Genomic DNA, 21,421 nt, shown 5'->3' with positions numbered 1-21,421 from the left:
CGCCTCAGCGCGCGAGCACTGCCGCGAGACTCTCGCGCACGATCGCGAGGCCGCGCCGCAGCTCGTCCTCGGTGATCGTGAGCGCCGGGAGGAACTTCAGCACCTCGTCGTGGGCGCCCGACGTCTCGATCACGAGGCCGCGCTCGAACGCGGCCTTCGAGATGCGACCGGCGAGCGTGCGGTCGGTGTCGCACGCGATGCCGTAGAAGACGCCGCGGCCGCGCACGACGAAACGCTGCTCCGGGTGCTCGGCGGCGATCGCGTCGAGCTCGGCGCGGAGGAGGGCCGACTTCGCGGCGACGCCCTCCATGAACGCGCCGTCGGCCCAGTAGGTCTCGAGGGCGACACGCGCCGAGATGAAGGCCAGGTTGTTGCCGCGGAACGTGCCGGTGTGCTGGCCGGGCTTCCAGACGTCGACCTCGGGTCGGAGCAGGACGAGTGACATCGGCAGGCCCGAGCCGGAGATGGACTTCGACACGGTCACGATGTCGGGCACGATGCCCGATTCCTCGAACGCGAAGAACGCGCCCGTGCGGCCGACACCGGCCTGGATCTCGTCGAGGATGAGCAGGATGCCGCGGGCCTCGGTGATCGCGCGGAGCCGCTGCAGCCAGGCGGGGCTCGCGACGTTGATGCCGCCCTCGCCCTGGACCGCTTCGACGATGACCGCCGCGGGCAGGTCGAGGCCCGAGCCCGGGTCGTCGAGCATCTTCTCGAACAGGTCGAGCGTGTCGACATCGGGGCCGAGGTACCCGTCGTAGGGCAGGCGTGCGACGTCGTCGAGGCCGACGCCCGCGGCCGCGCGGTAGTGGCTGTTGCCGGTGACCGCGAGCCCGCCGAGGCTCAGGCCGTGGAACGCGTTCGTGAACGCGACGACGTTCGAGCGGCCGGTCGCCTGGCGGGCGACCTTGAGTGCCGCCTCGACGGCGTTGGCGCCGGTCGGTCCGGTGAACTGGAGCTTGTGGTCGAGACTGCGGGGGGCGAGCACGAGGCGCTCGAACGTCTCGATGAACGCCTTCTTCGCCGAGGTCGCCATGTCGAGGCCGTGGATGATGCCGCCGCGCTCGAGGTACTCGATGAGCGCGCTCGTGAACGCCGGGTTGTTGTGCCCGTAGTTCAGGACGCCCGCGCCGGCGAAGAAGTCGAGGTACTCGCGGCCGTCGGCGTCGACGAGCGTCGAGCCCGCGGCCCGGTCGAACACGGTCGGGAAGGCGCGGACGTAGCCGCGCACCTCGGACTCGTGACGGTCGAAGACATCCAGGGCGGTGGCGCTGCTCATGGCAGGGCGGCTCCTCTCGAGGAAGGGACGGTGAGATGAGACTACGTCCTCAGTCCGGGAGTGCCGTGCACGCGGCATCCGTCGACGGTTCGCCGGAGCGTCACCGAATCCACTCGTGACACTGTTCGGAAATCGGCTCCGGTCGGGTATTCTCCACGAACTCGGATGTCGGTGGGTGCTGGTTGACTGATCGCATGACGCCGCATCCGACCGCCGCGCTCGAGGGCATCGCGGCCGCCGATGGCGCACTCGTCGCCGACCCGATCGCCGACGCGCTCGCCGACATCGCCGCGCTCGAGCGCATGATCCGGTGGGCGCAGGCGCAGCAGTATCGCGCGGTCGAGGTGGCCCGGCGGCTTCACGCCGAGGTCGAGGGCGTGACCGACTCGAGCGGGTCGGCCGAACGCGAGATGGCGACGCGGTCGTTCGTCGCCGAGCTCGCGGCCGTGCTCGTGGCACCCGGTTCGACCGCCGGTCGACTCGCGGCGGATGCCGGCCGGCTCGCCGGGCCCCGATCCGCCACGCTCGCCGCGCTCGCCGCGGGGTCGGTCGGCGTGCCGCATGTGCGGTCGATGCTCGAACTGACGAGCGACCTGCCGGTCGCCTCGGCTGATGAGCTCGAGCAGCGTGCGCTCGACGACGCCGGGCACCGGACGAGCGGTGCCTTCCGGCAGCGGGTTCGCCGGCTGCGCGAGCGGCTGCATCCGGAGTCGCTCGCGACGCGTCGTCGTCGCGCGGCCGACGAGCGGCGCATCCACCTCGATCCGGCGACCGACGGCATGGCCTGGCTCAGCCTCTTCATGGAGGCCGAACGCGCGGTCGCGATCGTCGACCGGCTCGACTCGCTCGCGGCGGCATCCGTCGCCCGCGCTCGCGCGTCGCAGGCCGATCCGCGCGAGGGTGCATGTCACGACACGCGCACGCCCCCTCAACGCTGCGTCGACCTCGCCGCCGACCTGCTCATGTCGGGCATCCTCGACGAGGGCGATGCGGCACCTGCGACGCGCCGCATCGCGCAGCGCGTGACGGTGACCGTGCCCGTCCTCAGCCTGCTGGGCGTGACCGACGAGCCGGCCGAGCTCGACGGGTACGGGCCGATCGACGCCGACACCGCGCGCATCGTCGCCGCCCGCGCCGAGTGTGCGCCGCCTGCTGGTCGATCCCGAGACCCGCGCCGCGTTGTCGTACGGCCGCACGTCGTACCGCGTCGGCGCCGATCTCGCCGGGTACCTGCGCGTGCGCGACGGACGGTGCCGCTTCCCCGGGTGCTCGCGCCGTGCCGTCCGTTCCGATATCGACCACACGACCGCGTGGGCGCATGGCGGCGGCACCGATGCCGACAACCTCGCCCACCTCTGCCGGGGGCACCACCGCCTCAAGCACGAGAGCGGATGGCGCATGGCCCACGAGCCCCGAGGCGTCATCTGCTGGACCTCACCCGGCGGGCACGTGCTTCGCACCTATCCCGAAGTGCCGTTCGATCCGGTCCCGCGAAGTTCGCGGGCAGGTGCGCTGCCCGTCGCGGGGGTGCGCGACCGATCCGAACGTGCCGCACCGCCGCCTGAGTCCGCCGGACCACCGTGCAGCCTCGCCGATGGCGACGACGACGCCGAGCCGCCATGGCTGCACGGCGCGCTGGCGGCCGCGTGAACTGATTCCGCCGTCAGCCCGGCACGGTCTCCAGCCGTTGCGCGCGCAGCGCCGCGACGTAGGCGCGGGCCCGGTCGACGCTCAGCGGTCGCCGGATCCGCATGGCGTAGCGGAAGCGCTCGCCCGGGGCGGCCGGGATCACGTTGGGCTGCGCCGCACACGACGGACCGCCGAACCGGATGCTGATGCTGCCGTCGCCGTTCCGGACCAGCTCGCTGCCGGGGTATCCGCCGACGATCGGATCGAGGTGACCCGCGTCGTCGAACTTCAGCACCGAATAGGAGCCGCCGGCGGGATCGACTGGCGGAGGCTCGAACGTCCAGATCTCGCACCCGCTGCTCGTCGCCGACGCCTCGAAGTAGACCCCGTGCTCGGCCGGCAGGCTGCCCCAGCCGATCGCCGTGCCGACCAGGTGGGCATCCCGGTCCGTCTCGCGCTTCGCGCCGAACGCGCGCGTCAGGTCGACGTCCTCGACCCGACGGGCGAGGCTCGCGGCGACCGAGCGGCGCGACGACTCGTCGTACACCCTCCCGCGGTACGGATGCGACGTGGACGCGCTGATCCGCCTGAGGTCCTGCAGCTCGCGGGCCCGGTCGAGGCCGCCCTCGACGCCCGTGCGCCCCAGCACGTACAGATGCGTACCGCGGGTGAGATCGCGGTTCGCGACGGTCACGGAGTCGCCGGGTCCGACGACGGCGAGGACGCGATGCGCCTCGTCGACGAGCACGTCGGCCTGGTACTCGTCGGAGGGCGCGAGCGACACCGTCGCGCGTTCGCTCACGTCCACGACGGCGTGCGAATGGAGCACATCGGGGTCCGGGCGGATCGCCGACCGGTTCCCGAGCGGTTCGCGCTCGTGGTGGAAGCGGTTCACCGGCGTCCGACGCGCCTGCGCGGCGAACCGGTGAGCCGACTCGGCCCGCGTGAAGTTCCGGGTGGTGACGCGTCGCGGCATCGGCGGCCTCCCTGCCTGGTGGGCTCGCGTGCAGTCTGGCAAGGATGCCGTCGGACCGATAGGGCCTTGCGGTCGATCCGACGGTCCGGTCGTACCGACGACCGGCTGCGGCCGGGTTGCGCAGACGGATGCCGCGGGGATCCCCCTCCCCGCGGCATCCGTGGTCTTGAATCCGCGCGTGCGGCGACGCGACTCAGTTCGCGATGCCGCCGCAGAGCACCGGCACCGTCGCCTCGAGCGGGATGCCCGCGCCGAGCGACGACGAGCGGCTCGAGAAGGGATCGGCCTCGTTGAAGGCGTACATGCCGTTGCCGTCGAAGTCGATGCCGTGCACGACGACCTGCACGGTCCCGGCGTCGGTGTACCCGGGCACGTCGGCGAACGTGCGCTGGTAGTACAGGTAGCCGTTCGCGTCGGCCATCGCGAACCGGTCGAGCGCGAGCGCGCTCGCGGGCGAGACGTCGCCCGTCGAGGTCAGCGAGGTCAGGATGCCGCCGTAGAACGGGGCGCCGTCGAGGACCGTGACGACGCCGTCGGCTCCGGCTGCGGCGGGACCGGGGCAGGCCATGTCGCTTGCGTCACCCGGCACGCCGTGCAGGTGCATGGCGTGCGGCAGGTTCGGCGAGAGCCCCCAGGCTTCGACGGTGACCTGGAGCTTGCCGTTCGGCAGGGCCTTCACCCGGGTGGTGCCGCTCGCCCGGCTGGCCGGGACGGCGGAAGGTTGGACCGAGTCGAGGCGGTAGCTGTAGCTCGCGACCCGGTCGGACGGGTTGCCGTCGTGCCCGGCCCAGGCGGCGGTCGCGCCGCCGAGCGCCAGGGCGAAGCTCGCCGCCGTGGCCGCGATGATGCGTGGTGCGTTCCTCATGTCGTACTCCCTCGTACCGTGGGGCGTCGGGTCGGCGCCGGTGCACGGGGTTCGGAGCGGACATGGTTCCGGATGGGTCCGGATCCGGAGTGCGCGTCAGTCGAAGAAGCGCACGCTCGTGACGGTCGACCGATCGCCGTCGACGCGGATGACGCAGCGAAGCTCCGCGTGGTGCGTCGCGCCGGCCCCGTCGACGAACGTCACGGTGCCCGACACGCGCTGCGCCCCATCCGCCTCGACCTGCTGGAGCGACCTCGCGAGCTCGACGTCGGTGTGACCGCGCTGCTCGAGTCGGCTCGTCGCGGCGTCTCGGCACAGGTCGTCGGCGTCGGCGGGTCCCGATGTGCCGGCGGCGACGGCGCCGGCCACGATCGCCGCGCCGCCGACGACGATCGCTGTGGGCACGGCGATCCGAGCCCACAGCGGGGCCCTGCCGAACCATCCGATTCGCGGGGCGGCCTGCGCCGGTGGTGCGTCGGCGCTCGACGGGAGAGCGTCGGGTGCTTCCGAGTGCGGTGCTGTTGCGTTCATGACGCGAAGGTACGCCCGGCGAGGGCGCGGCGGCATCCGTGCGCAGCACTGAGTTCGTGCGAGAGTCGGACCGAATTGCAACCGTGTGGTTGCGCAAGCTCCACGGGTATGCAACTCTAGAGTTGCATGTCGATTCGAAAGGAACCATCATGGGGAACATGACCGACAACCCGCCCTCCGTCGTCGACGAGGGCACGTTCACCGTTCGACGCACCATCCGCATCGCCGCATCCATCGAGAAGGTGTGGGCCGCCGTCACCGAACCCGAGCACATCTCCCGCTGGTTCGGCCGCACCGTGCTCGAGGGCACCGGCGTCGGCGCCGAGGGCACGATGACGTTCGAAGGGTACGGCGACGTGCCCATCCGCGTCGAGGCGATGGACGCCCCGCGCTCGATCACGTACCGCTGGGGCAACGACGACGCCCTCGGGCACCTGCCCGACCGGGTCGACGAGGCGACCTCCACGGTGTTCACCTTCACGCTGGTGCCGGTGGCCGCCGGCACGGTCGCCGACGGGGCGGAGGGCGCCACCGAGCTCACCGTCGTCGAAACCGGGTTCGAGTTGACGTCCGACCCGGCCGCGAACCTGCGGGCGCACGGCGAGGGCTGGGTGTCCGAGCTCGACAAGCTCGTCGCGCTGTTCGACGGCGACGCGCTCGGCAGCGCCCGCGAGGGCGCCGCGTGACGACGACGGCGCTGGTCCCGGTGTTCGCCGCACTCGGCGACGAGACCCGGTGGAGCATCCTGGCGGCACTCGGCGAGGACGACGCATCCGCGTCGGCCCTCGCCGGGCGCCTGCCCGTGACCCGCCAGGCGATCGCCAAGCACCTCTCGGTGCTCCAGGAGGTCGGCCTCGTCGAGCCGATCCGCGTCGGGCGCGAGGTGCGCTTCCGGGTGCTCGGCGCCCAACTCGGCGAGACCGCCCGCCGGCTCGAGGCCATCGGCGCCGAGTGGGACCGCCGGCTCGCCGCGATCAAGGAGATCGCCGAGGGGCTGTGATCGCCGAGGGGTTGTGATCGCCGAGGCCGCCGTGCGGGGTGGCGTCAGGCGACGCGGACGGCGGGTCGAGCGAGCCAGTCCTCGTACCGGGTGCCGGCGATCTGCGCGTCGGGCCCGGGAAGGAGCTCGTCCTCGTCGAGCTCGGTACCGAAGTACCGGGCGAGCGGGTCGTCGACCACACGACGGGGATCACCCCGTCGCATCAGGTGACGCCGCACGAGCTCGCCGAGGTGGAATCGCTCGGGCCCCGCGACCTCGATCGTCCCGAGCATCGGAGCCCCGGTGGCGGTCGCCGCCAGCACCTCGGCCACGTCGTCCGCCGCGATCGGTTGCACGCTCGCGTCGGCGAGCCGGACCGCGCCGCCGCGCGTGGCGGAGTCGGCGATGGTCGCGAGGAACTCGAAGAACTGCGTGGAGTGCACGATCGTGTACGGCCTGCCCGAGCGACGGATCAGCTGCTCCTGCGCGGCCTTCGCCGCGAAGTAGCCGCCCTCCGTGCGGGCGAGGCGATCGGTGCCGACGACCGACAGCGCGACGTGATGACGCACACCCGCCGCGGCGCCGTACGTCAGCAGGTTCAGCGTGCTGGCGTAGAAGAACTCGTTCGCCCCGCGCTCGTCGACGTACCCGGAGTTCGAGACGTCGACGAGCGCGTCCGCTCCGGCGAGGGCGCGCTCCAGGCCCTCGCCGGTGTACGAGTCGACGCCGGTCGCGCGCGACGCGGCGACGACCGAGTGGCCGGCGTCGACGAGTCGGCCGACGAGGCGGGTGCCGATGAGTCCGGTCCCGCCGATGACCGCGACGCGCATGTCGGCCCCTACCTCGCCGGCACGGCGGGCTGCGCCGCAGCCCACTCGTCGAACGACGTCGTCGAGAGCTCGGCGCCGGGCCCGGGCGTGAGCTCGTCGCCGTGCAGCAGGGTCCCGAAGTACGGGGAGTCCGGCGAGGCGACGACCTCGCGCGAGTCCCCGTGGGCTGCCAGGCCGCGCCGGATGAACTCGGCCATCGGCAGCTTCTCCGGTCCGCCGATCTCGAGCGTGCCGTTCCGCGGTGCGGACGCGGCGGCGCGGGCGACGGCGGCCGAGACATCCGCTGCCGCGATCGGCTGCATGAAGCCCGTCGACACCCGCGCGACGCCGTCGGCGGTCGCCTCGTCGGCGATCCGGACGGCGAACTCGTAGAACTGCGTCGCACGCACGATCGTGTACGGCTGCCCGGAGTCGGCGATGAGCCGCTCCTGCGCGACCTTCGCGCGCAGGTACCCGCTGTCGGGCAGCAGCTCGGCGCCCACGATCGAGAGGGCGACGTGGTGGCCGACGCCGGCGGCGCGCTCCGTGTCGAGCAGGGTCCGGGTCGAGGTCGTGAAGAACGCCATCACGTCGTCGTCGGCGAACGACGGCGAGTTCGAGACGTCGACCACGACGTCGGCACCCGCGAGTGCGTCGGCGACGCCCTCGCCGGTGAGCGTGTTCACGCCCGAGTTCGGCGAGGCGGCGACCGCCTCATGGCCGTGCTCGGCGAGCGCCGAGACGACTCGGGATCCGATGAGGCCGGTGCCTCCGATGACGACGATCTTCATGGGTGGGGTGCCTTCCGTCGGGGCCGCGGGGGATCCGCTGCCGTCATGAACTCCGACCGAGCGGGCACGCGATCTGTGACATGGCGATGCGAGCGCGGCCGACGCGGCCGACGCGGCCGACGCGGCCGACGCGGCCGACGTGGCCGACGCGGCCGACGTGGCCGACGCGGACTAGGGGCCGCAGCGCCGGTTCCAGTTCGCGAGCTTCGTCGGCGCCGCCTGGAGCCACAGCTCCGCGACCGCTCCGAGGGCGTCGACCTCCAGTGCGAGCACGCTGATCACGGTGCCGTCGTCGCGTCGCAGCGCGAGGCCGGGACATCCGTTCACCTGCGCCGCCTCGAGTGCGGCGTCGTCGCGATCGACGAGCAGTCGTTCGAGGGTGCGGATGACTCGGGCGCGGCCCCGCACGGACCCGCCGCCACGGTCCCCGGTGTCGACGGTCAGCCTCGCCTCGACGTCGAGCAGGCGCGCGAGTGCGACATCGTCCCCGGCGCGGAGCGCTGCGACCAGGGCCGAGGAGATCTCGTCACGCTGCACGGGAGGTCACTGCGCCGAGCTTGTGCGGGTTCATCATCCAGAGGATCTGGTCGATCGCGCCCGCCGAGGCGACGACCGTGAGCACGGCGAACGTCTCGCCGTCCCTCCGGAGCAGGACCGACGGCTCGCCGTTCACGTCGGCCTGGATGGTCTCGACGCCCTCCCAGAAGTGCGTGTGGAACGCTCGCACGTACTTCGCGACCGTCTCCCGGCTGCGCACCGGGATCCTCGAGGCGCGCACGACCCCGCCGCCGTCCGAGTACGACACGACGTCCTCGGCGAACAGGCGTTCCAGCCCGTCGAGGTCGCCCGTCCGTGCCGCACTGACGAAGGCGGTCAGCAGGCGCCGCTGCTCGGCGGCCGTCACGTCGCGCCGGCGCGCGCCGACGAGGTGCTTGCGCGCGCGGCTCACGAGCTGGCGGGCGCCGGCCTCGGAGACCTGGACGATCGCGCAGATCTGCTGGTACGAGTAGGCGAATGCCTCGCGCAGCACGTACGCGGCGCGCTCGGTCGGCGTCAGGCGTTCGAGCATGACGAGCACCGCGAACCCGAGTGCCTCGGCGCGCTCGGCGCCGAGCGTCGGATCGGCGCTCGTGTCGACGGGTTCCGGCAGCCACGGGCCGACGTAGGTCTCGCGGCGCGCGCGCGCCGACTGCAGCGCGTTGATCGCGAGGCGCGTCGTCGTCGTCGCGAGGAACGCGGGCGGGTCGTCGACGACCGACCGGTCGGTGCCCTGCCATCGCAGCCACGCCTCCTGCACGATGTCCTCCGCCTCCGACGCGCTGCCGAGCATCCGGTACGCGATGCCGAAGAGGCGTCCGCGCACGGCGCCGAACGCGGTGAGCGCTCCCTCGATCGAGTCGTCGTGCATACGGTGATCCTCTCGCGCGGCGGACGGGTCCGAACCGGGGCCCGGGACGGGTGGTCCTCCCAGCTACGACCGGACGGGCCGCCGGGATGTGACACCGACGGCCCGTCCGATCTCTCGCGGCGAGCCGCGGCATCCGCCCCCACGAAGTAGAGCGGATGCCGCGACCGCCCGTCAGGCTGCCGCGCGAGCGTCGCTCACCGCACGCACGGCCTCGAGCACGATCTCCGCGACGGCACCGGGCTGCGACACGCTGAGCGCGTGCGACGCGCCTTCGATCTCGCGGGTGCCGCGCGAGCCCGCGCGCTCGGCCCCCGCCCGGTGCACGGCGACCGGGATGTTGCGGTCCTCGCTCGAGAACACGTGCCAGGAGGGTCGGTCCTTCCAGCCGGGAACGGCGGCGGCGACCGGCTCCTGCAGGGCGGCCTGGGTCACGGGCCGCTGGGTCGCGCCCATGAGCCCGGCGGTCGTCGGGTCGACGTCGGCGGCGAACTGCTCCCGGAAGACGTCGCGACGGATCGTGAACTCGATCCCGCCCGTCGAGATCGGGTGGGCGTCGAGCGCCTCGCCGAGGGTGCTGCCCGGCTCGCTCGTGGAGAGGGCGAAGGCGCTGTCACCGGTCTCGGGGACGAATGCGCACACGTAGACGAGCGCGGCGACCTGCTCGTTGGCCGCGGATGCCTCGCTGATCACGAGCCCGCCGTAGGAGTGGCCGACGAGCACGACGGGCCCGTCGATCGAGGCGATGACGTCTCGCACGGCCGCGGCGTCGCCCGCGAGGCTGCGGAGCGGATTGGCGGCGGCGACCGAGGTGATGCCCTCGGCGTGGAGGCGCTCGATGACGCCGTTCCAGCTGGCGGATTCGGCGAAGGCGCCGTGCACGAGCACGACGGTCGGCTTCTGGTTCGACATGGTGGGTTCCCTTCGGTGGTGGATGCGACGGCACCCGCACGGCAGGGCGCCGGGTGTCGCAAGCTCGGACCGGGCGGACCGGTCGGCTGTGACGCGTCGCCGTCGACCGAGCCGGATGTCCCGATCCCCGTCACATCCGCGCGCGCCGTCCGGTCGCAGATGGCGACGCGCTCGAGTCGCGATTCGCACTCGACGACGACTCGTGCGCGCGTGATGATGGGGGAGTCATGCGCACACACGCGACGACGAAGGTCGATCTCTCGGAAGTCCGCCGGCCGAGGGGAGAGTGGCGCGCTGTGCCCGACCTCGACGAGGCGGTCGCCACCTTCGGCGAGCTGAGGCCGCGACTCTTCGGCATCGCCTATCGCATGATGGGCTCGGTCGCCGACGCCGAGGACCTCGTGCAGGAGACCTGGCTGCGGTGGCAGCAGACCGACCGGGGCGCGGTGCGCGAGCCGGCGGCATTCCTCGCGACGACGATCACGCGTCTCGCGATCAACGCGCTGCAGTCCGCGCGCGTGCGCCGCGAGGCGTACGTCGGCCCGTGGCTGCCCGAGCCGATCGACACGGGCGCGAACCCCGAGCTCGTGGTCGAGCAGGACGAGTCGCTCGGCTTCGCGGTGCTCGTGCTCCTCGAGCGGCTGACGCCGACCGAGCGGGCGGCGTACGTGCTGCGCGAGGCGTTCGCGTACCCGTACCGGCAGATCGCCGAGGTCATCCATTCCAGCGAGGCCTCGGCGCGCCAGCTCGTGAGTCGCGCGCGCAAGCACCTCGTCGACGGCCGCCACGCGCCGGTCGCAGCGCCCGATCGACGACGACTGCTCGACGAATTCCTGCATGCCGCCCAGTCGGGGGACCTGTCGCGGCTCGAGTCGCTGTTCACCGACGACATCGTGAGCTACTCCGACGGGGGCGGTCTCGCGCAGGCCGCGCGATTCCCGCTCGTCGGGCGCGAACGCGTGGCGAAGTTCGTTCGCGCCGTATCGGAGTGGTTCTGGACCGGGATCGACATCCGGCGCATCGAGGCCAACGGCGAGCCCGCCCTGCTGCTCGTGGCGAACGGATCGCCCTTCGCGATGTTCGCCGTCGACGCGACCGTCGACGGCGTCGACCGCCTGTTCTGGATGGTGAATCCCGGCAAGCTCGGCGGAGTGCTGCCCGCGAACGCCTGATGCGGAGGCGCAGAGCGGACGGCGCCCTGCCGGACGCAGCGATGGTCAGCCGGGAGTCCCGCCCGCGGTCGATGCGTCCCCTGCCCGCTCCGCCGTCGTCTCGATCCCGTCGAGGATGAGGTCGAGACCGAAGTCGAAGGATCGGCCGAAGTCGTAGCCGGGCTGCAGCACGTACTCCTGGGTGAAGCGGACGAGGTGCGGGTGGTCGCCGGCCGGGATGGGGACGATGATCTGCTCGGCGGCGTCCGTGAGGTCGCCCTGATGGTCGCCGAACGGCAGCGCCGCCTCCTGGAGGGCGAACCCGTAGACGAACGCATCGACGACGGCGAGACCGTGGGCGATCAGCTCCGGCGGGAGTCCGGACCGGTACCAGCACGCGAGCACCGCGTCGTGGTGTCCGAGCGTGCCCGCCCCGGGGCTCGTCCGCGATTCCATGAGCGGCGTCGCCCACGGATGCCGCCGGAGGACGGTGCGCAGCGACGCCGAGCGTCGACGGATGCCCTCGCGCCAGGGATCGTCGGCCGACGGCCGTTCGATCTCGTCGAACACCAGGTCGATCATGCCGTCGATGATCGCCTCCTTGTTGGCGACGTAGTGGTAGATCGTCATCGGCTTGACGCCGAGGTGGTCGGCGAGCCGTCGGATGGTGAGCGGCTCGATGCCCTCGCGGTCGGCGAACTCGAGGGCGCCGTGCAGCACCCGCTCGCGGCTCAGCGAGCCGCGGACGTGGGTTCGTTCGGCCGTCGTGGGGTCGGTCATGGCATCCATTCCATCATTCGGTATTGACTCATCGTACTAAGTACGAGTACCGTGTCGCACATCCTGTCGTACTAAGTACGAATCAGCAATCGAGGAGAAGGACATGCAGGCTCAGACCGCGACCACGACCACGACGACGCGCACCGACGCCACCGGGGCCGACCACGTCGCACCCGCGACGATGACCGCCGTCGTCCAGCGCGCGTACGGCGACGTCGAGGTGCTCGACCTCGATCGCATCGATGTGCCGCGCCCCGCCGCCGGCCAGGTGCTCCTCGAGGTCCGCGCCGCGGGTCTCGACCGCGGCACGTGGCACCTCATGACCGGGCTGCCCTACCTCACGCGCCTCATGTTCGGCCTTCGCCGGCCCACGCAGCCCGTGCCCGGGTTCGACGTCGCGGGCGTCGTCGTCGCCGTCGGCGAGGGCGTCGACCGGTTCGCGGTCGGCGACGAGGTGTTCGGCATCGCCGACGGCAGCTTCGCCGAGTACGCGGTCGCCGAGGCATCCACCCTCGCCCGCAAGCCGCGGTCGGTCTCGTTCGACGAGGCCGCCGTGGTCCCGGTCTCGGGGCTCACGGCCCACCAGGCGGTCCACGGCAGCGGTCGGGTCGCCGCCGGGCAGCGCGTGCTCGTGATCGGCGCCTCCGGCGGTGTCGGCGGGTACGCCGTGCAGCTCGCGACGCGTGCGGGTGCCGAGGTGACCGGCGTCGCGAGCGCCGCCAAGGCCGAGCACGTCCGCTCGCTCGGCGCCGTCCGCGTCATCGACTACCGCACGACCGACGTCTCGAGGGGGTCGGAGCGCTACGACCTCATCGTCGACATCAACGGCCGGCTCCCCGTTCGCCGCCTGCAGCGCATCCTCACCCCGACCGGCACGCTCGTCATCGTCGGCGGCGAGGGCGGCGGTCGACTCACGGGCGGCCTGCAGCGTCAGCTCGGCGCCCCGCTGCGCTCGCTGTTCACCCGCAAGCGCCTCACCTTCTTCATCTCGAGCCACGAACAGGACGCCATCGGGCGGCTCGCCGACCTGCTCGCCGAAGGCGACCTCACCGCGACCGTGGGCCGCACCTACCCGCTCGCCGACGTGCGCGGCGCGATGCGCGACCTCGTGGCCGGGAGCATCGCCGGCAAGGCCGTCATCCGCGTCGGTCGCTGAGTGCTCGAGCCGCCGACCCGACCGACCATCCGACCCATCCGATCCCACCTGGAGGACTCCATGCCCACCACCGAACTCACCCGGCCCGGCGTGGCCGAGATCGACGACGTACAGGCTCGCCGGCGCGCCGCCCGCATCGCGGGCCTCGGCTACGTCGCCATCTTCGTGCTCGCGATCTTCGCCAACTTCGTCGTGCGCGAATCGCTCGTCCATCCCGGCGACGCCGCGGCGACGGCGGCGGATGTCGCGGCATCCGAGTCGCTCTTCCGCGGCGGCCTCGCCGCGTTCGTCGTCGTGTTCCTCATCGACGTGCCGATCGCGTGGGCGCTGTACGTGCTGTTCCGGCCCGCTGGGCGCGACCGCTCGCTGCTGGCGGCCTGGTTCCGTCTCGTGTACACCGTGATGCTCGGCGTCGCCGCGGTCTTCATGTTCCTCGGCCTGCAGCTGGTCACCGGGGGCCCCGGCACCGGCACGATGGGCCCCGAGGCGGGCCTGCTCATGTTCGAGGCGTTCGACTACGCGTGGCTCGTGGGCCTCTTCGCGTTCGGCGTGCACCTCGTGCTCCTCGGCCGGATGATCGTCGCCTCGCGCATCGCGCCCGTCTGGCTCGGCTGGACGCTCATCGTCGCCGGTGTCGCCTACGGGCTCGACACGATGGCCGTGACCCTGGTCGCCGACTACGCCGCGATCGCCGACGTCATGCTCATGGTCGTCCTGATCCCGTCGGTCGTCGCCGAGCTCTCGTTCACCGCGTGGCTGCTGGTCACCGGATGGCGCCGGCCGCGCGTCGCGGCCGAGACTGCGTGATCGCGGGCCGACGCCTCCGCCGACGCCTTGCCGACTCAGGCGGCCGCCCCGACGGGCGGCCGCCCTTCGGCGAGCCCGAGCACCTCGGCGACGGCCGCCGCGAACGCCTCCGGCGCCTCCCGCGGCAGGTTGTGCCCGGCGTGCGGCACGTGCCGGTGCACCCGGCGCCCGGTGAAGTGCCGAGCGGATGCCGCGGCATCCGTCGCCGGGAAGTTGCCGTCGGCCAGCCCGTCGAGCGTGACCGCGGGCACGGTGATCGGCGGCTGGGTCGCCAGGCGGGCCTCGTCCTGCCGGTACTGTGGCGCGCCCTCGACGTGGTCCAATCGATGCCGGTACGAGTGGATCACGACGTCGACGAAGTCGGGGTTCTCGAACGCGGCCGCCGTGCGATCGAGCTCGGCGTCGCCGAACGCCCACTCGGGCGAGTTGCGTCGCCAGATGACCTCGGCGACGCCGCGCCGGTCGTCGGCGAGGCCCCGTCGGCCGCGCTCGGTGAGGAAGTAGAAGAAGTACCAGAATCCGGCCTCGAGCTCCGGCGGCAGCGGATGCATCGCGGCTTGGAGGTCCTGGATCAGGTACCCGTTGACCGAGACGAGTCCGATCACGCGTTCGGGATGCAGGGCGGCCGCGACGCACGCGGCGCGACCGCCCCAGTCGTACCCGGCGAGCACGGCGCGCTCGATGCCGAGCGCATCCATCAGGTCGATCACGTCCTGCCCGAGCGCGGCCTGCTGCCCGCTCCGCGGGGTGACGCGCTCGCGGAAGCGCGTGCCGCCGTGCCCGCGGAGATACGGGACGATCACGCGGAAGCCCGCCTCCGCCAGTCGCGGTGCGACCTCGACGTAGCTGTGGATGTCGTACGGGAACCCGTGCAGCAGGAGAACGGGCGTCCCGTCCGCTGGGCCGGCCTCGTGGTACGTGACGTTCAGCACTCCGGCCGTCACGTGGCGCAGCGGTTCGAGGCGGGGGAGCGGGGCGGTCATGGCCGGGCCCCGTACTCGCCCGTCCCGAGCGCCGTGCGCAGCACGTGGATCGCCTGCTCGACGGCGGCGGTCGACGCGGCGGTGCCGCGCACGGGGTTCAGCATCATGAAGTCGTGGATGGCGGCGTTGTACCGCACGCTCGTCGTCCGGACGCCCGCCGCCGTGAGCTTGCGGGCGTATGCCTCGCCCTCGTCGCGCAGCACGTCGTTCTCGTCGACGACGACGAACGCCTCGGGGAGGCCCGCCAGGTCGTCGAGGCTCGCCCGCAGCGGCGATGCGGTGATCTCGCCTCGGCGGTCGGCGTCGGGCAGGTACGCGTCCCAGAACCAGGCCATGCTCTTCGCGAGCAGGAACGGTCCGTCGGCGAACTCCCGGTAGCTGTCGGTGTCCTGCGCGGCATCCGTCACCGGGTAGTAGAGCGACTGGTGCCGGAACGCGACGTCGCCGCGTTGCTTGGCCATGATGGCGAGCGCGGCGGCCATGTTGCCGCCGACGGAGTCGCCCGCGACGACGAGCCGCGACGCGTCGAGGCCGTGCTCGGCGCCGCTCGCGGTGATCCACTGCGCGGTCGCGTAGCCCTGCTCGATCGCGACCGGGTACCGGGCCTCGGGCGAACGGTCGTACTCGACGAACACGACCGCGGCGCCGGCGCCCGTCGCGAGCTCGCGGACGAGCCGGTCGTGCGTGCCGGCGTTGCCGAGCACCCAGCCGCCGCCGTGCATGTAGAGCACCACGGGCAGCGACCCCCCGGCGCCGACGGGCCGCACGATGCGCACGCGCACGTCGCCGACCTCGGCCGGCACGGTGATCCACGTCTCGTCGACGTCGGCCTTCCCGATCGGCGCGGCCTGGATGTCATCGAGCACCTTTCGGGCGCCGTCGGTGCCGAGCTCGTAGAGGAACGGCGGGTGGGATGTCGCGTCCGCGACGTCCTGGGCGGCGGGTTCGAGCACGTGATCGGTCATGGTTCCGGTCCTTCCTGGCGTGGTGGTCGGGTCACCAACGAGGACCGGGTTCCGGGAGGGGATGTGACGAGCCGCGGCATCCGCCCCGATGCGGAGCGGATGCCGCGGCGCGTGTCAGCGGTGCTGCGCGTTCACCCGGCGGCGTCGAGGATGACGTCGACGACCGCGCCCGGATGGCTCATCATGGCGACGTGCGAGCTGTCGAGCTCGATCGTCGTCGAACCGGCGCGCTCGGCCATGGCGCGCTCGGCCTCGGGCGGGATGGTGTGGTCCTCCGCGGCGATGATGTACCAGCTGGGGATGCTCGCCCAGGCGGGCTCGCCCGACGGGGTGAACAGCGCCTGCACGGCGGCCGGCCGCTGCGAGGCGGCCATCACCGCGGTCTGCTTCTTCGGCAGGTCGGCGGCGAAGAGCTCGTGGAAGTACGCCGGGTCGATGTAGCCGTCGGCGTCGCCCTCGGGTGCGCCGGGGTAGGGGCGGATGACGAGGTGATCGGCGAGGTCGGTGTGCCCGCCGCCGAGCGCGTTCGCCTGGACGAGGCTCTCGCCCTCGTCGAGCGCGTAGGCGGCCACGTAGACGAGCGCCTGCACGTTCTCCAGACCCGTCGCAGCGTTCGTGATGACCGCTCCGCCGTACGAGTGACCGACGAGGACGATCGGGCCCTCGATGGTCTCGAGGATGGAGCGGACGTATGCCGCGTCGGTGTGCAGGCCGCGCAGCGGGTTGGATGCCGCGAGCACGGTGTACCCGCGCTTCTGCAGGCGTTCGGTGACGTCGTTCCAGCCGGACGAGTCGGCGAACGCGCCGTGGACGAGCACGATCGTGGGCTTCGGCTCGCAGGGTGCGCGGGCGGCGTCCGCGGCCGCCGGGATCGCGACCGAGGCCGCGGTGACGGCGACGGCGGCCGCTGCCGCGGCGATCGCGACGCGGACCGGACGGCGCCGGCGGCGGGGGTTCGTGGCGTGCAAGGTGGACCTTCCTCGGATTCGGGGACGGCGGGATCGGCCCGGACGGGCACGGCCGTCGGGATCAACCATCGTCTGTGGCGAGGCGGTGCCGAACCACGTGCGGCGCGTAGTCGTGGCGGACGAGGGCTCGACCCTCAGTCCGGCATGACCCGTCGCTCGCCGACCGGTCCGGTCGCGAGCGGGAACCCGAGCGTGCCGGCCGCAACCCACCACTCCATCACGTCGTACGTGAGCCGCCCGGCGATCACGGACGGGTCGCCGTCGGTGAGGCGCGCCGCCTCGGCGGGGTCGCACGCGAAGATCGACATGCCGCGGAACGACGGGTCGCTCTGCGCGTCGAAGGGGCCGTTCGCGACGATCACGCCGTCGCGCCGCAGCGCGGCCCGGTATGCCAGGTGCCGCGCCTGGAGGTCGTCGAGCTCCGCCTCGGTCAGCTCGGGCGCACGGGCGGGGCGCCGCAGCACGACGAGCGTGACGACATCGAACTCGTGCGGGATGTCGGGGTAGTTCCGCGCCATCCGCCGTTCACGCGTTCTCGAGCTCGGCGATGACGATCTTCTTCTGCTGCATCATCACGCGGATCTGCTCGGGCCGGCGCGTGAGCTCGCCCATGTTCGCGGGGATGACCTGCCAGCTCACGCCGAATCGGTCCTTGCACCAGCCGCACGCCTCGGCGTCGGGCACGTGCGAGAGCTTCTCCCAGTAGTGGTCGATCTCGGCCTGGTCGGCGCACGCGATGATGAACGAGATCGACTCGTTGAACGTGAAGAGCGGTCCGCCATCGAGGCACGTGAACGGCACGCCGTTCAGCCGGAACTGCCCGTTCAGCACCTTGCCCGCCATGCCCCGGAAGTGCTCGTCGAGCGACTCGTCGGGGTACTCGTCGATGCGGTCGATGGAGGAGTTCGGGAAGACCTCGGTGTAGTACGCCATCGCCTCGCGCGCTTGGTCGTCGAACCACAGGCAGGGCTGGATCGGTGTGAGCTCGGCCATTGGTCCCTCCTCGTCCGGGTGCGCGCGCTGCGCGATCGGGGTCAGCGTACGCCGATGGGCCGGGGTCGGCGAGAATGGAGAGGACGCGGAGGGCGGCGACGAGGGTGACCGACATGGACGAACAGCAGACCGGTACGACGACGGATGCCGCGGGCGACCCCGCCGCCGCCGGCCACCACGTGCCCGGCCATCACGCGATCGGCTGCCCGGAGTGCTTCGTCGAGCTGCAGCAGAATCACGACTGGTGGAAGGCGCGGCCCGAGGGCTCCCGGCTCGTCGGCCTCGTCGTGCCCCGCGACGACATGCCGCCGATCCTCGAGCAGCGCACCGCACTGACGCGGTTCGGTGTGCAGATCCTGGACTTCCGGTACCCGACGCCCGACATGCCCGAGACCTGGGAGCAGCGGCTCGGCCGGCTCTTCGCGACCCTGCAGGCGGGCGACGTGCTCGTCGTCGTCAACGAGCAGGCGCTCGGACGCTCGCCGGAGGAGGTGGCCCGCACCATCCGGACCCTGCGCCGCCACAACCTCGTCGTGAAGGTGCTGAGCCGTGGCGCGCCGCACCTGGAGGACGCGCGCGGCTGACCGCGAGGGGCTGACCCGAGGAGGCGACCTCGCCCGGTCGCCTTGACGCACGGCTGGGCGCGGAGTAGCCTCGCTCGCGAAATCGGTCGATCGACCGAACGAATCGAAGGAAGGCATCATGCCGACCAACACCACCGTCGCCCGCATCCTCGACGCCACACGTCGCCTGGTCGTCGAGCAGGGCTACGCCGCACTGTCGACCCGGAAGGTCGCCGACCTCGCGGGCGTGCCGCTCTCGCAGATCCACTACCACTTCGGCTCGAAGGAACTGCTCGTGCTGAGCATGCTCGACGCTGAGAACGCGCAGCTGCTCAAGCGGCAGGGCGCGATGTACGCCGAAGACGAGCCGCTCTCGGCCCAGTGGGCGACCGCGTGCGACTACCTCGACGACGACCTCGCCTCGGGCTATGTCCGCGTGCTGCTCGAGATGATGGCCGCCGGCCTGTCGAACGAGCTCATCGGCGAGCGGGTGCACGACATCATCCACGGCTGGTCCGAGGTGCTCACGACCGCCGCACGTCGCCACGCCGAGCGCGGCTTCTCGTTCGGACCGCTCACCATCGAACAGGTCGTCGCCCTCACCTCCGCCGCATTCATCGGCGCCGAGCTCCTCATCCTCTCCCGGCACGAGGACGAACTGCCGTTGCGGGAGTCGCTGCGGGCGATCGGCACGCTCATCGAGGCCGGCGAGCGCGCGATGGAGCGGGAGGTCGCCTGATGGAGGTCGCCACCCCCACCGCCGAGGGCGAGGTCGAGCGCGCCGGGGCGACCATCCACTACGAGGTCTACGGCGCGACCGGCCCGACGATCCTCCTCCTGCCGACCTGGGAACTGGTCCACGAGCGCGTCTGGAAGATGCAGCTGCCCTACCTCGCTCGCCACTTCCGCGTCGTGATCTACGACGCCGTCGGCGCCGGGCGCTCGTCGCGACCCCTCGAGCCTGGCCGCTACAGCTTCGGACATCGCGTGGCCGACGCGATCGCCGTGCTCGATGCGACGGGCACGAATGCCGTGGTCGCGGTCGGGTTCTCGATGGGCGGCGAGATCGCGATCAACCTCGCCGCGATGCATCCGAACCGGGTCGACGGGATCGTCTCGATCGGGGGGCACCATCCGTGGGTCGTCCCGCTCTCCGAACGAACGCCCGACGTGCCCTACGACCCCGAGGCAAACCCCGAGCCCGAGGGATGGGCGAAGTTCGACCTCGACTACTGGCAGCGCGACTGGCCCGACTTCGTCGAGTTCTTCATGTCGCAGGTCGCGTCCGACCCGCACTCGACGAAGGCGTGGGACGACCTCGTCGAGTGGGGGCTCGACCAGCGACCCGACGTCCTGGCCTGGTCGATCACCGACGACTACGACGAGCTCACGGTCGAGGAACTCCGACGTCGCCTGGAGGGACTCACGATCCCGACGCTGCTCATCCACGGCACCGACGACCGCATCACGTCCTTCGAGTCCTCGCGTGTCATGCAGCAGATCATCCCGGGCGCCGAGCTGCTCGAGATCGAGCACGCCGGCCACGCGCCCCACGTGCGGTTCCCGGTCCGCGTGAACCACGCCATCCGCGCCTTCGGCGATCGCGTCTTCGGCACCACTCGGCTCGACGCGACCTGGTGGGTGGGTCCCGGCCGCGAGCAGTCGGTGCTCTACCTGTCGTCGCCGATCGGGCTCGGTCACGCTCGGCGCGACCTCGCGATCGCGCAGGAGCTCCGGGCGCTCCACCCGAACACGCGCATCGACTGGCTCGCGCAGGACCCGGTGACGCGCGTGCTCGCGGTCGCGGACGAGCGCCTCCACCCGGCATCCGCCGCCCTCGCCAGCGAGTCCACCCACATCGAGCACGACAGCGGCGACCACGACCTCGCGGTGTTCCAGTCCATCCGCGACATGGACGAGATCCTCCTGCACAACTTCATGGTGTTCGAAGAGGTCGTCGCGTCGGGTGAGTACGACCTGGTGATCGCCGACGAGGCGTGGGACGTCGACCACTACCTGTTCGAGAATCCCAACCTCAAGCGCGGGGCGTTCGCCTGGATGACCGACTTCGTCGGCTACCTGCCGATGCCGTCGCGCGGCCCGCGCGAGGCGGCGGTGGCCGCCGACTACAACCTCGAGATGATCGAGCACGTCGACCGCTTCGGCCGCATCCGCGACGCCGCGGTGTTCGTCGGCTCCGCCGACGACATCGTGCCCGACACGTTCGGCCCGGGCCTGCCGAGGATCCGCGACTGGACCGAGGAGCACTTCGACTTCTCCGGGTACATCACCGGTTTCGACCCCGCCGCGCTCGGCGAGAAGGCGGAACTGCGGGAGCGCCTCGGGTACCGCCCCGAGGAACGCGTCGTCATCGCGGCAGTCGGGGGGTCCGGCGTCGGAGTCTCGCTGCTCCGCCGCGTCGTCGCGGCCGCCGAGGCGGCGCACCGCGCCATCCCCGGCCTGCGGATGATCGTGGTGACCGGCCCGCGCATCGACCCGGCGAGCCTCCCGCGGGTGCCGGGCGTCGAGTACCGCGCGTACGTGCCGAACCTGCACGAGCACCTCGCCGCCTGCGACCTCGCGATCGTGCAGGGCGGGCTCACGACCACGATGGAGCTCACCGCCGCCAAGGTGCCCTTCATCTACGTGCCGCTGCAGCAGCACTTCGAGCAGCGCTTCCACGTGCGCGCCCGGCTCGACCGCTACCGCGCCGGCCGGTTCATGGAGTACGACGACCTCGAGCCCGAGGCACTCGCCGCGGCCATGGCCGAGGAACTCGGCCGCGTCGTCGACTACCGCGACGTCGAGACGGATGGCGCGGCGCGCGCGGCGGCGATGATCGGGCGGCTGCTCTGACGCTCGCGCCCGCCCGGTTCACC

At 72.1% G+C, this 21,421-nt stretch carries 24 protein-coding genes and 1 pseudogene; 10 read left to right on the top strand and 15 right to left on the bottom strand.

The window, feature by feature from the left end:
* Positions 1-4: 4 nt before the first annotated feature.
* On the bottom strand, positions 5-1,279 hold the full coding sequence (gene ectB, locus ACIQH8_RS03920; RefSeq protein WP_400995027.1) for a diaminobutyrate--2-oxoglutarate transaminase: 1,275 nt from the start codon (positions 1,277-1,279) through the stop codon (positions 5-7).
* 194 nt (positions 1,280-1,473) lie between these two features.
* Between ectB and ACIQH8_RS03915 the strand changes: the two are divergent.
* Together ACIQH8_RS03915 and ACIQH8_RS03910 are read left to right on the top strand one after the other, a co-directional pair.
* Positions 1,474-2,421 (top strand): annotated as a pseudogene (locus ACIQH8_RS03915) (DUF222 domain-containing protein); the annotation flags it as partial.
* A complete protein-coding gene (locus ACIQH8_RS03910; RefSeq protein ID WP_400995704.1) occupies positions 2,420-2,929 on the top strand; it encodes an HNH endonuclease signature motif containing protein in 510 nt (169 codons plus the stop codon). The pseudogene ACIQH8_RS03915 and the gene ACIQH8_RS03910, both read left to right, overlap by 2 nt.
* A gap of 13 nt (positions 2,930-2,942) precedes the next feature.
* On the opposite strand, the gene ACIQH8_RS03905 is transcribed toward ACIQH8_RS03910, so the two are convergent.
* The 3 genes from ACIQH8_RS03905 to ACIQH8_RS03895 form a co-directional block, all read right to left on the bottom strand.
* Positions 2,943-3,884, bottom strand: a complete 942-nt coding sequence (locus ACIQH8_RS03905) for a hypothetical protein (protein WP_400995025.1) — start codon at positions 3,882-3,884, stop codon at positions 2,943-2,945.
* A gap of 193 nt (positions 3,885-4,077) precedes the next feature.
* A complete protein-coding gene (locus ACIQH8_RS03900; protein WP_400995023.1) occupies positions 4,078-4,749 on the bottom strand; it encodes a hypothetical protein in 672 nt (223 codons plus the stop codon).
* 96 nt (positions 4,750-4,845) lie between these two features.
* On the bottom strand, positions 4,846-5,154 hold the full coding sequence (locus ACIQH8_RS03895) for a hypothetical protein (protein ID WP_400995021.1): 309 nt from the start codon (positions 5,152-5,154) through the stop codon (positions 4,846-4,848).
* Positions 5,155-5,438: 284 nt separating this feature from the next.
* On the opposite strand from ACIQH8_RS03895, the gene ACIQH8_RS03890 reads away from it, so the two are divergent.
* Together ACIQH8_RS03890 and ACIQH8_RS03885 are read left to right on the top strand one after the other, a co-directional pair.
* Entirely contained in the window at positions 5,439-5,966 is a 528-nt protein-coding gene (locus ACIQH8_RS03890; protein WP_400995018.1) for an SRPBCC domain-containing protein, read from the top strand.
* Entirely contained in the window at positions 5,963-6,280 is a 318-nt protein-coding gene (locus ACIQH8_RS03885; RefSeq protein WP_400995015.1) for an ArsR/SmtB family transcription factor, read from the top strand. The genes ACIQH8_RS03890 and ACIQH8_RS03885 overlap by 4 nt, the downstream gene beginning before the upstream one ends.
* Positions 6,281-6,324: 44 nt before the next feature.
* Here ACIQH8_RS03885 and ACIQH8_RS03880 read toward each other — a convergent pair whose 3' ends face one another.
* The 5 genes from ACIQH8_RS03880 to ACIQH8_RS03860 form a co-directional block, all read right to left on the bottom strand.
* Entirely contained in the window at positions 6,325-7,089 is a 765-nt protein-coding gene (locus ACIQH8_RS03880) for an SDR family oxidoreductase (RefSeq protein ID WP_400995013.1), read from the bottom strand.
* Between the two features lie 8 nt (positions 7,090-7,097).
* On the bottom strand, positions 7,098-7,859 hold the full coding sequence (locus ACIQH8_RS03875) for an SDR family oxidoreductase (RefSeq protein ID WP_400995010.1): 762 nt from the start codon (positions 7,857-7,859) through the stop codon (positions 7,098-7,100).
* Positions 7,860-8,030: 171 nt separating this feature from the next.
* Positions 8,031-8,396: a hypothetical protein gene (locus tag ACIQH8_RS03870; RefSeq protein WP_400995008.1), complete on the bottom strand. Its 366-nt coding sequence runs from the start codon at positions 8,394-8,396 to the stop codon at positions 8,031-8,033.
* Positions 8,386-9,267, bottom strand: coding sequence for an RNA polymerase sigma-70 factor (locus ACIQH8_RS03865; protein ID WP_400995006.1), 882 nt, complete (start codon positions 9,265-9,267; stop codon positions 8,386-8,388). The genes ACIQH8_RS03870 and ACIQH8_RS03865 overlap by 11 nt, the downstream gene beginning before the upstream one ends.
* Positions 9,268-9,438: 171 nt before the next feature.
* Positions 9,439-10,176 carry an alpha/beta fold hydrolase gene (locus ACIQH8_RS03860; RefSeq protein ID WP_400995004.1) on the bottom strand — a complete coding sequence of 246 codons (738 nt, stop codon included), beginning with the start codon at positions 10,174-10,176 and terminating at the stop codon, positions 9,439-9,441.
* Between the two features lie 296 nt (positions 10,177-10,472).
* On the opposite strand from ACIQH8_RS03860, the gene ACIQH8_RS03855 reads away from it, so the two are divergent.
* The gene (locus ACIQH8_RS03855) at positions 10,473-11,348 is read left to right on the top strand and encodes an RNA polymerase sigma-70 factor (protein ID WP_400995002.1); all 876 of its coding nucleotides are present in this window, start codon (positions 10,473-10,475) and stop codon (positions 11,346-11,348) included.
* Between the two features lie 45 nt (positions 11,349-11,393).
* Here the strand turns inward: ACIQH8_RS03855 and ACIQH8_RS03850 are convergent, their stop codons facing one another.
* Complete coding sequence (locus ACIQH8_RS03850; protein ID WP_400994999.1) at positions 11,394-12,107, bottom strand: TetR/AcrR family transcriptional regulator; 714 nt, start codon at positions 12,105-12,107, stop codon at positions 11,394-11,396.
* Positions 12,108-12,210: 103 nt separating this feature from the next.
* Here ACIQH8_RS03850 and ACIQH8_RS03845 point away from each other — a divergent pair, with 103 nt between their 5' ends.
* A complete protein-coding gene (locus ACIQH8_RS03845) occupies positions 12,211-13,263 on the top strand; it encodes an NAD(P)-dependent alcohol dehydrogenase (RefSeq protein ID WP_400994996.1) in 1,053 nt (350 codons plus the stop codon).
* A 60-nt stretch (positions 13,264-13,323) separates the two neighbouring features.
* Positions 13,324-14,070, top strand: coding sequence for a DUF4386 domain-containing protein (locus tag ACIQH8_RS03840; protein ID WP_400994994.1), 747 nt, complete (start codon positions 13,324-13,326; stop codon positions 14,068-14,070).
* Between the two features lie 35 nt (positions 14,071-14,105).
* On the opposite strand, the gene ACIQH8_RS03835 is transcribed toward ACIQH8_RS03840, so the two are convergent.
* The 5 genes from ACIQH8_RS03835 to ACIQH8_RS03815 form a co-directional block, all read right to left on the bottom strand.
* Positions 14,106-15,053, bottom strand: a complete 948-nt coding sequence (locus tag ACIQH8_RS03835; RefSeq protein ID WP_400994991.1) for an alpha/beta fold hydrolase — start codon at positions 15,051-15,053, stop codon at positions 14,106-14,108.
* Positions 15,050-16,018, bottom strand: coding sequence for an alpha/beta hydrolase (locus ACIQH8_RS03830; protein WP_400994988.1), 969 nt, complete (start codon positions 16,016-16,018; stop codon positions 15,050-15,052). Before ACIQH8_RS03830 ends, ACIQH8_RS03835 begins: the two co-directional genes overlap by 4 nt.
* Positions 16,019-16,149: 131 nt before the next feature.
* Positions 16,150-16,986, bottom strand: coding sequence for an alpha/beta fold hydrolase (locus ACIQH8_RS03825; RefSeq protein WP_400994986.1), 837 nt, complete (start codon positions 16,984-16,986; stop codon positions 16,150-16,152).
* Between the two features lie 134 nt (positions 16,987-17,120).
* Complete coding sequence (locus tag ACIQH8_RS03820; RefSeq protein WP_400994983.1) at positions 17,121-17,504, bottom strand: YciI family protein; 384 nt, start codon at positions 17,502-17,504, stop codon at positions 17,121-17,123.
* 7 nt (positions 17,505-17,511) lie between these two features.
* A complete protein-coding gene (locus tag ACIQH8_RS03815) occupies positions 17,512-17,979 on the bottom strand; it encodes a VOC family protein (protein ID WP_400994981.1) in 468 nt (155 codons plus the stop codon).
* Positions 17,980-18,092: 113 nt separating this feature from the next.
* On the opposite strand from ACIQH8_RS03815, the gene ACIQH8_RS03810 reads away from it, so the two are divergent.
* The 3 genes from ACIQH8_RS03810 (at position 18,093) to ACIQH8_RS03800 (ending at position 21,398) form a co-directional block, all read left to right on the top strand.
* Positions 18,093-18,563 (top strand): dehydrogenase, encoded by a 471-nt coding sequence (locus tag ACIQH8_RS03810; protein ID WP_400994979.1) that lies wholly within the window; start codon positions 18,093-18,095, stop codon positions 18,561-18,563.
* A 118-nt stretch (positions 18,564-18,681) separates the two neighbouring features.
* Complete coding sequence (locus tag ACIQH8_RS03805) at positions 18,682-19,281, top strand: TetR/AcrR family transcriptional regulator (RefSeq protein WP_400994976.1); 600 nt, start codon at positions 18,682-18,684, stop codon at positions 19,279-19,281.
* Positions 19,281-21,398 (top strand): alpha/beta fold hydrolase, encoded by a 2,118-nt coding sequence (locus ACIQH8_RS03800; protein WP_400994973.1) that lies wholly within the window; start codon positions 19,281-19,283, stop codon positions 21,396-21,398. Before ACIQH8_RS03805 ends, ACIQH8_RS03800 begins: the two co-directional genes overlap by 1 nt.
* The last annotated feature ends 23 nt before the right edge of the window (positions 21,399-21,421 follow it).

The organism is Agromyces sp. GXQ0307 (genome assembly GCF_044769845.1).
Lineage (GTDB): Bacteria > Actinomycetota > Actinomycetes > Actinomycetales > Microbacteriaceae > Agromyces.
Note: the sequence above shows the minus strand (reverse complement) of the source record. Positions and strands in the feature narration are given on the sequence as shown.

What these genes read in the sequence shown, in the direction of transcription:
- ectB (WP_400995027.1), bottom strand. Translation starts at nt 1,279, where the DNA reads ATGAGCAGCGCCACCGCCCTGGATGTCTTCGACCGTCACGAGTCCGAG.
- ACIQH8_RS03905 (WP_400995025.1), bottom strand. Translation starts at nt 3,884, where the DNA reads ATGCCGCGACGCGTCACCACCCGGAACTTCACGCGGGCCGAGTCGGCT.
- ACIQH8_RS03900 (WP_400995023.1), bottom strand. Translation starts at nt 4,749, where the DNA reads ATGAGGAACGCACCACGCATCATCGCGGCCACGGCGGCGAGCTTCGCC.
- ACIQH8_RS03890 (WP_400995018.1), top strand. Translation starts at nt 5,439, where the DNA reads ATGACCGACAACCCGCCCTCCGTCGTCGACGAGGGCACGTTCACCGTT.
- ACIQH8_RS03880 (WP_400995013.1), bottom strand. Translation starts at nt 7,089, where the DNA reads ATGCGCGTCGCGGTCATCGGCGGGACCGGACTCATCGGCACCCGCCTC.
- ACIQH8_RS03875 (WP_400995010.1), bottom strand. Translation starts at nt 7,859, where the DNA reads ATGAAGATCGTCGTCATCGGAGGCACCGGCCTCATCGGATCCCGAGTC.
- ACIQH8_RS03865 (WP_400995006.1), bottom strand. Translation starts at nt 9,267, where the DNA reads ATGCACGACGACTCGATCGAGGGAGCGCTCACCGCGTTCGGCGCCGTG.
- ACIQH8_RS03860 (WP_400995004.1), bottom strand. Translation starts at nt 10,176, where the DNA reads ATGTCGAACCAGAAGCCGACCGTCGTGCTCGTGCACGGCGCCTTCGCC.
- ACIQH8_RS03850 (WP_400994999.1), bottom strand. Translation starts at nt 12,107, where the DNA reads ATGACCGACCCCACGACGGCCGAACGAACCCACGTCCGCGGCTCGCTG.
- ACIQH8_RS03845 (WP_400994996.1), top strand. Translation starts at nt 12,211, where the DNA reads ATGCAGGCTCAGACCGCGACCACGACCACGACGACGCGCACCGACGCC.
- ACIQH8_RS03840 (WP_400994994.1), top strand. Translation starts at nt 13,324, where the DNA reads ATGCCCACCACCGAACTCACCCGGCCCGGCGTGGCCGAGATCGACGAC.
- ACIQH8_RS03835 (WP_400994991.1), bottom strand. Translation starts at nt 15,053, where the DNA reads ATGACCGCCCCGCTCCCCCGCCTCGAACCGCTGCGCCACGTGACGGCC.
- ACIQH8_RS03830 (WP_400994988.1), bottom strand. Translation starts at nt 16,018, where the DNA reads ATGACCGATCACGTGCTCGAACCCGCCGCCCAGGACGTCGCGGACGCG.
- ACIQH8_RS03820 (WP_400994983.1), bottom strand. Translation starts at nt 17,504, where the DNA reads ATGGCGCGGAACTACCCCGACATCCCGCACGAGTTCGATGTCGTCACG.
- ACIQH8_RS03815 (WP_400994981.1), bottom strand. Translation starts at nt 17,979, where the DNA reads ATGGCCGAGCTCACACCGATCCAGCCCTGCCTGTGGTTCGACGACCAA.
- ACIQH8_RS03810 (WP_400994979.1), top strand. Translation starts at nt 18,093, where the DNA reads ATGGACGAACAGCAGACCGGTACGACGACGGATGCCGCGGGCGACCCC.
- ACIQH8_RS03805 (WP_400994976.1), top strand. Translation starts at nt 18,682, where the DNA reads ATGCCGACCAACACCACCGTCGCCCGCATCCTCGACGCCACACGTCGC.
- ACIQH8_RS03800 (WP_400994973.1), top strand. Translation starts at nt 19,281, where the DNA reads ATGGAGGTCGCCACCCCCACCGCCGAGGGCGAGGTCGAGCGCGCCGGG.